This window comes from Nostoc sp. LEGE 12447 (genome assembly GCF_015206985.1).
Classification (GTDB): domain Bacteria; phylum Cyanobacteriota; class Cyanobacteriia; order Cyanobacteriales; family Nostocaceae; genus Nostoc.
Genome location: NZ_JADEXT010000011.1, coordinates 50,513 through 63,324 on the forward strand (window position 1 = coordinate 50,513; position 12,812 = coordinate 63,324).

Below are 12,812 nucleotides of genomic sequence, written 5' to 3' on the forward strand. Positions count from 1 at the left end.
ATTACCTCGTTCTATCTAACGCATCCTACAAATTGGATATTTTTTTAGTTGGAAGTCTTGAAAGCAAGAAGAATATTTTTAAATAAGATTTACAAATAAAACTTATTTCCGTAGTTTTACATTAGTTCTCAGGCGTACTAGCAAATTATGTAAAGCCGCATTTGCTGAAGGTACTTCAGGTAATAGGCTAGATTCGTATGCTTCCTGTAACTTATTACGTAAACGTTCATATTCTATTTGATGAAAATCTACATTAACATTTGACACAACAGACTTTTCTTTCCCTGCTAGCTTTTGGACAATTAAATCATGAATATATGGTAAATTGAAAACCTCATTTAATTTCATGAGATTAGCTTCAACTATACCTGTTTGCATCAAATAAATCCCTGTCAATAAAACTCGATAAACATAAAGTAAAGGCTTTAACCGATACGTGTGTTCATTTTCAAAAAGTTTCCATTGTGTTGCTGCAAAACCAATATAATGGTAATAATGGTGACGGGTAATACAACCTTTGGCAATAAATTTTAATTCATCATATTCGGGTAAATTTTTCAATACCAAAGGTGAGTATAGTTGTTCTAATACGTAGCCATTTTTTTTAAGCAGCATTAAAAAGAATTTTTTGACATCATGAGTTACTAAATCAATTTCTAAAGCTTCGCGAATTTCTGAAACTTCAATAGTTTCATTCCCAGTTTCTAATCCTACAACTTTTTCAACTGGTAAAATATGCACCCCACGCAAGTCATAATCAGAATCAGGTGACGGAAAACCATATAAGTGGGAACCACTAATGATGGCGAATAAAAGCGGGTAAGGCTGTTGCCCAATAATTGTGTTAATAGAAGGTGGAATATTCATCATGTGCCGTTTACTTGCTTACCTTGGTTCGCCTGTTTCTTTAGAGTATCTTTTGTATAAACCAGAACACTCACTCATAGTTCAGAGTTATAAACCCCGCGAAATGACTTCTGGGGTAGTAAATGCAGATGGTTTTGGTGTGGGTTGGTATCATAGCCAAAAAGATATCGAACCATTTACCTACAAAAATACCCTACCTATTTGGAATGACATAAACTTACCCAGTCTCAGCCGTTATGTTGAATCCAAGTGTGTGCTTGCTTATGTCCGCAGTGCTACATCCGAACAAGCTGTAGATTTTGCTAATTGTCAGCCCTTTAAACATCAACAACAGCTATTTATTCACAATGGAAGGATTGAAAATTTCCACAAAACATTACACAGAAAAATCCGCAGCACTTTAACTCAAGATTTTTACGAAAAAATTAATGGTAATACTGACTCTGAACACATTTTTGCATTGTTACTTTCACAAAGTCAAATTAACAAACATCGGCCTCTAGAGTATGCTTTACGTACTACATTATTAACACTATTAGAGATGGCAAAGCGCTATCAAGTAGAAGCCTCAATCAATGTAATCTTTAGTGACGGACATCGCCTGATAGCTTCTCGATTTGCCACAAGTTCTCCGGCTCCATCTCTTTATTGGATTAGAGACGATCCGACTTTTTCAAATTCTCTAATTATTGCGTCTGAACCTCTATTTATAGGTAACTGGAATGCTTTTCCAGAAAATAGCATAATTACTGCGGGAGCAGATTGTGAGATCCAAATCGAGCAAATTTAGTATAAAAGAAGCTATTTTTCAAACCTTATCGAGGCTATCCATGCAATACCGGCTGATTGATGCGTGTGCAGATATGTTGGAAAGTAGCATGAATCAGCTATTAGGGGGATTATTCTTCATTTGAAGGTGAATTCTGCACTAGGTGAGACTATCCTCACCGAAATTTCCCGCAAATTTGACCTTGATACTATCAAGGAGTAACTGACTGTAAAAGGTTTATTACCTCTTCAAATATAAACAGATCAAAATCAATGGTTTGGTTTATTGCTTTGTCAAATGCAAGCATCAAGGAAGTCAGGGTATGCCTAACATATATAGCGGTTCTCAGTTAAGTTCAATATAGACCCTAGCCCCAACCTTGTTGTGTTGAGGGATAACACTCAAATCTTCTCTTTTTTTAAAAGAGGGAAATGGAAGTGAAGTCAGGATATATTGCATACAAACGAGAACTGCTATGGATGATATTTTTCTCACCCCAGCAAAAGAGAACAATTAGAACCTTTGTTGCTGGGGTCATATTTTCACTCAATAAATTTGAACTTCCTGTGAATATTAGCCGTTGATTATTGCTGCATCGAAGGTGTGGGAAAAATTCTGCTGAATATAGGAAGCCGTGGCTTTGGCTTCGTTGCAGCTATATTTGCATTCGCAGCAGAAGAGTTATTGCTTACCTCAGAGAGGATAGTTGGTTTGTTATTAGTAGAATTAGCAGAATCACTCAATGGAATAGCCGAAGGTGAATTTGAAGATAGGGAACTAATATTCTCAGTATTTTGATTGTTGGGCTTTACCGGAGTTTGACCTTGACATGGAGTAATTATCAAAGTCGAAGTTGTTCCTAATGCCAGTATGAGTAAATGAGAAAAATATTGTTGCATGGAGATTTGCAAAATGGGTTGGTAAATATTCAAATTTTCAAGAAGTTGTGCTTGCTCCTAGTTAGAAATAAACCGTAGCTATAGGATGTAAATCATGGCAATGTTGCCCTATGGAACCTGATTTTCGGGTTTCATAAGTGAATGAATACTAGCACTTACTAGTAAATTAATTATCTGAAAAAGCTTAAGCGTACCGAGTCAAATCCCTATAAATTAAGGGTGATGTAAATTTCCCTTTAATAAAAAGAGAATGGCTATTTCAAGACTGCTGAATCAGTCTGTTAGAGAGATATAAAATATATACACCTGAAATAGCTGACGTTTTTGTTCATCAACTAAGCCAGCACAACCATTTATACTTTAGTTGTATTTGACCTATTACTAAAAGAGGAATACTACTGATTTTTTAATAAAGCTAGTTTATAAGAAATCAACTCTTAACTCGCATATTTAAGTAACTAAAGCAGAAAGTATATGAACTTTTAATAAAACCTGAGCTTTATGAAGTAGCTTCTGTAAATAAATACGTGTATACGTTCAGTAATAGATACTATTCGTTTATCTCCATACATCCTAAAGCCGCATCCCGCTCGTATCAGAGGAACCAGCCAGCAATCAAGTGATAATTTTTTGAGCTGTTGAGATTTTAAGCTTTACTATCCCACCTGAAACTTTCAGAGCATCTGGAGATTCTTACAAGTTAGACTAGACTTCTCTAGTTAGGAATAACGATACCCACGCCCCTATTTTTCTGGAAATATATGGAATTTAAAATCTTCAAATATCCTTTCGCACTCATGCTAGCCAGCTTCAGTCTTTTGCAGACAGCTGATGCTCAAACTCCTGTAGCTGAAATCTCCAAGTTATCTCAAGAAGTTTCAGTACTTCGGAAACAAGGTCCAAGCGGGTTACAACTATTTCTCAAATCTCATAGGAATACGCTAGATATTAATTCTTCAGATGCAGTTCTACCTTCTTCTGCACTCCGGGTAGCTTTAGACGAACTCTGTCAACAACGAGATTGTTATGCCTCTCGCCTGTACTGGTACACTGACATAGAACAAGCCAAAGCTGCTGCTAGAACTAGTGGTAAACCTATTTTATCTCTGCGTTTGCTGGGCAGACTGGATCAGGATTTGAGTTGTGCCAATAGTAGGTTTTTCAGGGTAGCGCTGTATCCGAATGGTGAAATTTCTAAGCTCCTTCAAGACCACTTTATCTTGCACTGGCAATCGGTGCGCCCTGTACCTAAAGTAACGATTGATTTTGGCGACGGACGCAAGTTGGAACGGACTATTACAGGTAATAGCATTCACTATATATTAGATGCATCGGGTCGTCCAATCGACGCAATTCCAGGATTATATAGTCCCAGAGAATTTTTACGTCAGTTACAGCAGGCTGAAGTAGCGGTAAAAGATTATAGTAAACTTGCAAAAAGCGATCGCGGGGCTTTTTTAAGAAAATACCACAGCGATCGTTTAAACTCTATCCAAGCCCAATGGGTTGCAGATTTATCCCGCCTGGGTATCCAGTCTCCCCCTAAGTTGGTGAAAGTTCCGAGCAATCCCAGTCAGCCACCTACAGCAGAAAGAGCAAGTTCTTTAGCAGTTTCTAAGATGAGAGTTGAAACGCCAATGCTGAGTGCTTTTCAGTCTGATGCTGAACGGAATCAAAATGCTTTAGCTGAAATTACCGACCAGGAAGTTTGGAACAAAATCGCTCAACTCTATGCCGCTGATGTCAAGCTAGATCAAAATAGCATCTCTTTGATCAGAGCTAAAAAGTCTCAGCCTGTCAACACGAAAGAAGATAATTTGCCGATCATAGTGAAAAAATTTGAAACCACAATGGCTTTAGATACAGTCAGAAATGAATATATGCTACACAGCCAAATTCATCAATGGTTTATGCAAGGAAAGCAAACAAGCAGTGTGGAAGCCCTAAATGAGCAAGTATACGCCCAACTATTTTTAACTCCTAGTTTTGACCCCTGGTTAGGGCTTTTCCCCAGCGATAGCTACAGCGCTATTGATAATGATGGCATCCGTTAAGTTAATACAGCAGATTTTAGGTATTTACACCACAACTGAGACGAGGAGTTGAGAATAGGACAGTGCAGTTCAATTACTTGAAAAGCGCTGTAAATTGAAGCAAATAAAAGGGAGTGACGAGATTTTATAGTATTGACACCTCACCCATCACTCCTTATAACTTGCGCGTTGATTAGCTGTTACGCATTGTTAAATTACATCAGCTGACTGCTTCATTTATCCTCTAACTAAAGAGGCGGATAATTGTTAAGTTGTTATGTGATTTCCTATACGTCTATTTTTAATTTACCAAACAGAATCCAGTAATTAGAATTCCGTTTGGTATTTTATATGACTAGCAAACTTCAGTTTTCCTTTGCCTATGCTAGAGAATTCCATAATTGATTTTAAGAGCGAAAGACTTTGATTCCCTACTTTTTACAGAAGTTGGAAATCTTGTTGTGAAATTTGTTACCAATAAATGTATTCATAAGCACAAATAAACTTAACTTAGATTATATGTCTTTGGTGGTGGTGGCTTGATTCTTGTGATGGAAGTTAGGGAAAATATTATGAGTTATTCTAGCTAATATTGAAAATAATTATCATTAATACTAAATCATTCATTGGGGGAATGACAAAGTGGCTTAAACAATAGCGAGAAATTCAGCTTGAGAACGGGTTTTTTCTGGTTATGCTGTCTTATCTAAGTTTGTCTACTAGTCACAATTTTTACTGGTTTATTAGTTTGGTTATAAATGAGCCTAATCTTAGTTCAGCAAGTTAGGCGCTCCTATTGGCTGATTTTACCGAATTGTCCGACCAAAGGTAGACGTAATAACTATCAAAATACCGTAGGCTTGATGTAATAAAGTATTCAAGCATCTATAAGTATTAATAGACACTCCATAATTTCTTACCTAGTAGATTTTTTTTGCTCAACCTCTGCAAACAAGTAGCGGCAATTTAAGGTGAACATAGAAAAATTTATCCAACGTACAGAAATATTACACAAGCGTTTAGCAGATTTATACCAAACTGCTAGTGTATTACCTTGGATTCCACCGGATCTACTGCCGCAAGCTTTAAAGGAACTCTATAACACCTTAAAGATAGTACAGTTAGCGGCACAAGAACTGTATCAGCAAAATGAGGAACTATTAGAAACACGAAATAGGCTAGAAGCAGAACGCCAACACTACCAAGATTTATTCGAGTTTGCGCCGGACGGCTATTTAGTGACTAATACAGAAGGAATCATTCAAGAAGCTAACCATACCGCAGCGAGGTTACTCAATGTTTCAAAGCATTTTTTGGTGGGTAAACCAATGATGAACTTTGTTTCTCTAGGAGAACGTCAACAGGTTCGGTGCGAACTCATCCAATTATCTGAATCAGACAGAGTTGAAGAGTTATTGGTAAGCTTGCAAAAACGTCATGGTGAGTCCTTTGATGCAGCTTTGACAGTAACAGTTGTCCGCAATCAGCAAGGTAAGGCAATCTCTCTGCGCTGGATGGTGCGTAATATTAGTGACCGTCAGTATTTAGAATCAGGAACAGTCAAGAATGACGACAACTTGTTTAACGATGGTCAAGTGCATAAATATTCTAAAGGAGAAACTATTCCCCTCAATCCACTAGTAATTTGGTATGTTTCTCTGGGTTTGGTCAAACTCAGTACTTACTGTGAAACGGGTGAAGAAGTGTTGATAGGATTGGCAACAGCAGGAATGGTTTTTGGCTCTAGTTTGACTTCTTTAAATATCTACCAAGCAACAGCCTTATCTGATGTTAAGTTGGTATCAATTTACGCGGCAGAGATAGAGGCTTCTCCAAATCTGAGCCATACGCTTTTACCAAAAATCAATCAGAGGTTACGGCAAACAGAATCTTTTTTAGCTATTTCTGGAAGGCGAAGAGTACAAGAGCGCTTGCACTATCTATTAGAACTTTTGAAACGAGAAGTGGGTGAAACTGTGTCGGAGGGAACTCGCCTAAGTGTTCGCTTTACTCACGAAGATATTGCTAGCGCCTGTTGTACTACCAGGGTAACAATTACACGATTGATGGGTAAATTACAAGAAGAAGGTATTATCAGTTTTGACTCAAAAAAACACATCATCTTGAAAGATTTCCATTAATTACAGATGGGTATCTGGTGAGAAAAGATGACCTAAATGTACACAAAATAATGTATATGTGATTTAATACGCATTTCTAAAATCACTATGCCTAGGTTGGGCTACGCCTACGCAGTATGTCAAAGCAGCTATGCACACACTTGGCAACACAACTCTATCATCGGAATACATCTTAGCACTAGACTTAGGTACAACAGGCAACCGCGCTTTTGTGTTTAACGCAGATGGCAAGATTGTTGGGCAGGCATACAAAGAATTAACTCAGTATTATCCTCAGCCCGGATGGTTAGAACACGATGCTCAACAAATCTGGGAAGATACGTGTTGGGTAATAAAAAAGGCAATTGAGAATGCTCAGATTGTTCCATCAACGATCGCAGCATTGGGACTAACTGTACAGCGTGAAACCTGCTTGATTTGGGACAAAACTACTGGTCAACCACTCCATAGAGCGATCGTTTGGCAAGATCGTCGCACTGCTCCTCTTTGTCACGAGTTAAAAGAGCAAGGCTATGCTGATGAAATTTACGATCGCACTGGATTAATCATTGATGCCTATTTCTCTGCTACCAAACTTAGGTGGCTATTAGATAAGTTTACGGATGTTGACCTAAACAATGTTTTAGCAGGTACTATTGATACCTGGGTGCTGTGGAATCTCACAGGTGGAAAAGTCCATGCTACTGACCACAGCAACGCTAGCCGGACAATGTTGATGAATCTCAAAACCTGTGATTGGGATGAGAATTTACTAAATCTGTTTCAAATTCCGGCTCATATTTTGCCCCAGATTCAGCCTAGTTTAGGAGTATTTGGAGTTACTGATGCGGCTTTGTTGGGTGCTGAAATTCCGATTACTGCGATCTTGGGGGATCAACAAGCAGCTCTATTTGGTCATGGTTGCGATCGTCCCGGTTTGATGAAATGTACTTACGGAACTGGTAGCTTTTTGGTAGCTCACACAGGCGCTCGAATTGTGCGCTCGCACCATCAACTTATTTCTACGGTGGCATGGACACAATCAAATCCAAATGGAGCATTGGATATAGGCTATGCCTTAGAAGGTAGTATGTTTACTAGCGGAGCTTGTATTCAATGGTTGCGCGATCGCCTCAAGCTGATTAAAACTGCTGCTGAAAGTGAAACGATGGCAAATCAGGTGACAGATAATGGCGGAGTCTACTTTGTGCCTGCATTTAGTGGACTGGGCGCACCATATTGGGATATGAGTGCTAGGGGAGCCTTTTTCGGCATTACCGCCAGTGTCCAACCAGAGCATCTAGTACGCGCCGTGTTGGAAGCGATCGCGTATCAAGTTTTGGAAGTAGTACAGGCAATTAATTCATCTAGCAGTACTCCAGTTGGTCGATTAACCGTAGATGGTGGTGCTTGCGAAAATAATTTTTTGATGCAATTTCAGGCTGATGTATTAGGTATTCCAGTTGAACGTCCGATAATGCGCGATACGACCGTTCAGGGTGCAGCATTTGCAGCAGGTTTAGCTATAGAATTTTGGGAGAGCTACGAAGCGCTGGTGCAGCAACGGCAAATTGAGCGTGTGTTTGAACCGAGGAGCGATAGGCCATTATCTAACTTTGATACTTGGCAAAAAGCAGTGAAACGCACTCTGGCTTGGGAGGAGTAAATGCTTACTGCTCAGGCAAAACTTCAACTGAATGGTTACTAAAATTTTGTTCCAGATAACGTGGATCGCGCACTCCTAGGTGCAAAACTAGTGCTGTAACTAATCCACCTATAGCTGCCACCAAGAAGGCAGTTCTATAGTCAATATTATCCACTATCCATCCACCTAAAAGGGGAGCAAGCATTGTGGCAGGGGCAACAAGGGTATTACCAAGACCAATATAGGCTGGTCGTTGACGCTGATTACCAAACTCTAAGGTCATTACCGCAGCAATATTTTGCAGAGCGCTCATACCTATTCCCGCTCCTATAAATACCAAGTAAAAACAGTTTATATTTGTTGCTAGCCCAGCTAGAACCGAACTGAAAGCACAAACAACAGAACCAACTTCCAAGACCAACTTGTTACCCCAGCGATCGCCTACCCAACCCAAAACCAATCCAGCAATAGTTTGCGTTCCCATCAGCACGCCAGTAATTAATCCAATAGATGCTTCTCCCATACCTTGATGGTGTACGGCATAGAGGGTATAGAAGGGAAGTGGCATTAAGGCTAATTGTGAAAGCATACGTGCGACCACAAAGTAACGGAAATTCTTATCGCACCGGAGAATCACATTAAGACTGGCCCAAAATTCACGTCTAGTTTCAATAGTCGATAATGATTTGTTTACTGGCTCTCGCGTCCTAGACATAAAAAACCAAGATAGAGCCATCGCAAGGCTGGCACACAAAAAACAGAGAACAAAGTTAAATGGCTGGGCAATTTGCTTGAGCAGTAAACCAGCACTCAAAGCACCAATAATACTCATTAGATTAGCAGCCGCAGCTAAAGCACCGTAAAAAATGCCAAGCCTTCCCGATGGAACAATTTTAGCAACCATACTTTGCCAAGCAGGAGCGCTAAATCCGCTACCTAGTCCCTGCCAAATGAGGATGGCGAATGTCAAATATAAGATAGTTTGGTGATTGAGTTGTAGCTCTAACAAAGCAACCAGTGCTAATCCTAAAAAAGGAAGTTTCTGGTGAATTGTCAACCACATTACAGTTGGTTTGTAATACTGTAATCGAGCTATTCTATCAGCTGTTAATAGCTGAGGTAGTTGCCAACCTAAACGCGGAATAGCTGGGATCAGACCAATGAGCAATGCAGAATTGGTTAAACCACTAACAAATAGAGGAATAATCGTGATATAAGAGGCAAAACCAGCTCCTAAACCAAAAAATGCACTTTCAACAACATTGACCGTTAAGTTATGACGAAGGTCTTTTTGAATTTTAGAGTTAGGCATTTTTATAGATACTGCAAGTGTAGGTAAGTTTTTATTCCATACCAAAATCCGGCTTGAAAAATCCGCATTTAGAATGTTAAAAATTGGGAAAATAAAGCTATGAAAAATCTATCTCTCAGTTGAAAGAGCGACAAATACCTGTGTTATTTATTACTGTTTTAATTTAGATTCTTTCGGTTATTGTTTCTCTAAAATAGAATAAATACTTTTAAGGTTTCTAGTTTTTTACTCACGGGTTATTTTGGTAAACTGGGACAGTATTTTAAACAGGTTTATGTTCTTTTCTTAAGCGCTTAGTAAGTGCTAAGTACCGAACAAAAATCTGAGTTCCATAGATTGTTCCCAGATGCCGCACTTAAATCATCAATTGGAAAATATTTTTGTAAAAAATCTCAAATTATGAATCTGCAAGGTTTTTGGCAATTTACACTCCAACAATTTGGAACAAATACTGTAAACCGCGATTGTACTGAGAGATAGCAAGAATAAGTCAGGTATTCTCCAGGTGTATTTAGCAGTAAGATCAGGACAAAGTAGAACTTGGAAACAGCTCGTCAAAGCGTTGAATAGCAAGCTTGGTAAGCTGAAAGCCTTGCATAAAGAAGGCTTTTGGGAATTATTCCTGGTGAAGATGAAGAATACGCCAAGTTGAGGTGGTATTCATACGTGCGATCGCAGAAGATAGAAAGCGATAAAATACTGGTGTAAAGCCCAAGTAGGGGAAGAAAGCGTGACTTGTTAATGCCAAGTCTGCGGAGTTTTTCAGTCGGTAATTATCTAATTTTTTACCACCTTATAAATTAAAGGGTTGAAACCATCCGTTTTCCGCATAGGACAAGAGATATTTAAAGCCTTTTTGAAGATCCTTCAGAAGGTGCAGAGTAAACAGTTGCGAGTCAGAGTTCCCCAGAACTATTGCGTGGTAAGTTTGATTTGGGGTGTAAATTCCCATCTTGAACTTTGATAACTGATAGCTGTTTTAAAATACTACTGACATCTAAGGATACTCCCCGCATGATTACTAAACCTAAGATTTTCATTGATGGCGAATCAGGAACCACAGGCTTACAAATTTATTCACGTCTCAATCAACGGGATGATATCGAGTTAGTTAGCATTGAGGCATCTAAACGTAAAGATGCAAGTGAGCGAGCTAAACTAATTAATGCCGTCGATGTTGTTATTCTCTGCCTACCTGATGATGCAGCCCGCGAAGCTGTTAGCTTAGTAAGTAGTACTACGGTTAAAATCCTTGATGCTAGTAGTGCCCATCGGACAGCTAATGGCTGGATATATGGGTTCCCCGAACTCAATCCAGGACAGCGAGAGAAAATCGCCAGCGCTCAGTTTGTCAGCAATCCAGGCTGTTATCCCACAGGATTTTTAGCCTGTATCCGTCCGTTGATTGCTAAGGGACTTTTAAAAAGTAATTTTCCCATCACCGTGAATGCAGTATCAGGTTACTCTGGTGGCGGAAAGAATCTTATCAAACAATACCATACCTTCCATGAACAGCAAGCCGGGGGCGAGTCACTATATCCTTATGGAATCTACGGTTTGCAGTTTGGACATAAGCATGTCAAGGAAATGCATTATTATTCAGGGTTAGCATCGCCGCCACTATTTGTACCTTCAGTAGGGGATTTTGAGCAAGGGATGCTAGTTCAAGTGCCTTTGCCGTTAGGAACTTTGGATAATCCACCATCAGGTGAGGTAATCTATGAAGCGATCGCTGATTACTACCAAGGTGAAAAATTTGTGCAGGTTGCTCCATTCCAAGATTCTACTCTGCTGCGAGACGGAATATTTTTGGATGCGATGTCTACGACGGGCTACGCCTACGCAGTGAACGGCACTAATATTGTTCAGGTTTTTGTATTCGCCAATGACACCACCAAAGAAGCATTGCTAGTTGCTCGTCTCGACAACTTGGGCAAAGGCGCATCAGGATCTGCAATCCAAAACCTAAACATCATGCTGGGCTTTCCAGAAGAATTGGGATTGTTATAAAAAAATTGGGAATTGGGAATTGGGAATTGGGAATTGGGAAGAAGCAAGGGAGCAGGGAAATTAGTTTTCCCCTCTGCCTCTTTTCAATGACCAATGCCCAATGCCGATTATTTTGATTCTTTTTTCAGTTCATTAAGTAATTGGATTACATGATCTTCAAAACCTTTATTTCGGTTTTGAACTGATTCAACCAAAGGTTTATCAAAAAGATTAATAGCATATTTACCTAATTGAATACCTAAAGGTTTTAAATGCCCACCTTCAAGAGTTTGCAGAAATTTTTGAGGTGGTTTTTTAAGAATATCAGTAAACCATTCACAGGTTAGTTTAGCAATGTTGTCAGACTGGAAGCAGACTAAACCCATAATATTAAATAGCCCACTATCCTTGATTAAATTCTTGGTTTCTTCAGGAGTTGGTTTCACACCCCAACCAAGATTATCAATGATATTCGCTAAAAATTGAGGGCGGATTGCGCTGGCTGTATCGCTAATATCAGGCGCTAAGAGGATAGAAACTTGCCCTTTAATAAATACACTATTAATTTTAACTTCCCGATTTACATAAGTGCAAATTAGTTTCTGATCTTCTGCAATTTTTCGTTGAAGCTCCTCAAAGAGAATATTAATATCTGCAATAACAGTTTCTATCTGTGACTCATTTGAAGTATAAGCTAGCAGATTCCGAATAAACTTTTCCCTTTCTTGAGGCTCTGGAGGTAAAGCAGTAAATCCTTCTAACAAGGAAATATATTTACAGCCAAGGCTATGTCCAATCCAAGAAAAGTTTTTATCATCTAGATAGGCTTCATAATCATATCCTTCAACAGTTGCCATCCTCACAAGCTCTGGCAGAATTTCATACTGCTCTCTCATGAGAAAACCCGCTTCTACATAATGGTCAAACGTAAAATTAAACGGTAAAAGAATAATAGTATATCCCTGCTCAAATAGAGATTGAAGCAGATGGCGATAAAAAAGCATGGGTGCAAATGTACCAAAGAAAGCCCCTGCAACAAATTGAATTACTCCTTTAGGCTGTGGATGCAGAGCAACCCAACTGTGAGAAACGGGTTTAAATCTCAGTTTTAAATTTGTATTGACCATGATTTAGCAATGAGTCTATCTGATTTTGGTAACTGTATGCTTAATCTCCAA

General features: G+C 39.0%; 10 protein-coding genes. 5 read left to right on the forward strand and 5 right to left on the reverse strand.

The annotated features are described in order from the left end of the window. Positions 1–102: 102 nt before the first annotated feature. Complete coding sequence (locus tag IQ274_RS14275) at positions 103–870, reverse strand: DNA polymerase beta superfamily protein (protein ID WP_202985774.1); 768 nt, start codon at positions 868–870, stop codon at positions 103–105. Here IQ274_RS14275 and egtC point away from each other — a divergent pair. Then, positions 869–1,657 (forward strand): ergothioneine biosynthesis protein EgtC, encoded by a 789-nt coding sequence (gene egtC / locus IQ274_RS14280; RefSeq protein WP_194142642.1) that lies wholly within the window; start codon positions 869–871, stop codon positions 1,655–1,657. The two genes, IQ274_RS14275 and egtC, sit on opposite strands and share 2 nt — an antisense overlap. Before the next feature lie 563 nt (positions 1,658–2,220). On the opposite strand, the gene IQ274_RS14285 is transcribed toward egtC, so the two are convergent. After that, complete coding sequence (locus tag IQ274_RS14285; protein WP_163926896.1) at positions 2,221–2,535, reverse strand: hypothetical protein; 315 nt, start codon at positions 2,533–2,535, stop codon at positions 2,221–2,223. Between the two features lie 761 nt (positions 2,536–3,296). Here IQ274_RS14285 and IQ274_RS14290 point away from each other — a divergent pair. From IQ274_RS14290 to glpK, 3 genes are all read left to right on the forward strand, one after another. Further along, the gene (locus IQ274_RS14290) at positions 3,297–4,589 is read left to right on the forward strand and encodes a hypothetical protein (protein WP_194142643.1); all 1,293 of its coding nucleotides are present in this window, start codon (positions 3,297–3,299) and stop codon (positions 4,587–4,589) included. Positions 4,590–5,539: 950 nt separating this feature from the next. Beyond that, positions 5,540–6,709, forward strand: a complete 1,170-nt coding sequence (locus IQ274_RS14295; RefSeq protein WP_194142644.1) for a helix-turn-helix domain-containing protein — start codon at positions 5,540–5,542, stop codon at positions 6,707–6,709. Between the two features lie 130 nt (positions 6,710–6,839). Then, entirely contained in the window at positions 6,840–8,354 is a 1,515-nt protein-coding gene (gene glpK / locus IQ274_RS14300) for a glycerol kinase GlpK (protein ID WP_194142645.1), read from the forward strand. A 4-nt stretch (positions 8,355–8,358) separates the two neighbouring features. Here the strand turns inward: glpK and IQ274_RS14305 are convergent, their stop codons facing one another. Together IQ274_RS14305 and IQ274_RS37355 are read right to left on the reverse strand one after the other, a co-directional pair. Beyond that, a complete protein-coding gene (locus IQ274_RS14305; protein ID WP_163926892.1) occupies positions 8,359–9,645 on the reverse strand; it encodes an MFS transporter in 1,287 nt (428 codons plus the stop codon). A gap of 616 nt (positions 9,646–10,261) precedes the next feature. Further along, complete coding sequence (locus tag IQ274_RS37355; RefSeq protein WP_265578544.1) at positions 10,262–10,393, reverse strand: hypothetical protein; 132 nt, start codon at positions 10,391–10,393, stop codon at positions 10,262–10,264. Positions 10,394–10,662: 269 nt separating this feature from the next. On the opposite strand from IQ274_RS37355, the gene argC reads away from it, so the two are divergent. Beyond that, positions 10,663–11,655, forward strand: coding sequence for an N-acetyl-gamma-glutamyl-phosphate reductase (gene argC / locus IQ274_RS14310; RefSeq protein WP_194142700.1), 993 nt, complete (start codon positions 10,663–10,665; stop codon positions 11,653–11,655). A gap of 107 nt (positions 11,656–11,762) precedes the next feature. Here the strand turns inward: argC and IQ274_RS14315 are convergent, their stop codons facing one another. Then, positions 11,763–12,761: a DUF1350 family protein gene (locus IQ274_RS14315; RefSeq protein ID WP_194142646.1), complete on the reverse strand. Its 999-nt coding sequence runs from the start codon at positions 12,759–12,761 to the stop codon at positions 11,763–11,765. Between the last annotated feature and the right edge of the window lie 51 nt (positions 12,762–12,812).

Coding starts and splice junctions, on each gene's coding strand:
- egtC (WP_194142642.1), top strand. CDS start 869: ATGTGCCGTTTACTTGCTTACCTTGGTTCGCCTGTTTCTTTAGAGTAT.
- IQ274_RS14275 (WP_202985774.1), bottom strand. CDS start 870: ATGATGAATATTCCACCTTCTATTAACACAATTATTGGGCAACAGCCT.
- IQ274_RS14285 (WP_163926896.1), bottom strand. CDS start 2,535: ATGCAACAATATTTTTCTCATTTACTCATACTGGCATTAGGAACAACT.
- IQ274_RS14290 (WP_194142643.1), top strand. CDS start 3,297: ATGGAATTTAAAATCTTCAAATATCCTTTCGCACTCATGCTAGCCAGC.
- glpK (WP_194142645.1), top strand. CDS start 6,840: ATGCACACACTTGGCAACACAACTCTATCATCGGAATACATCTTAGCA.
- IQ274_RS14305 (WP_163926892.1), bottom strand. CDS start 9,645: ATGCCTAACTCTAAAATTCAAAAAGACCTTCGTCATAACTTAACGGTC.
- IQ274_RS14315 (WP_194142646.1), bottom strand. CDS start 12,761: ATGGTCAATACAAATTTAAAACTGAGATTTAAACCCGTTTCTCACAGT.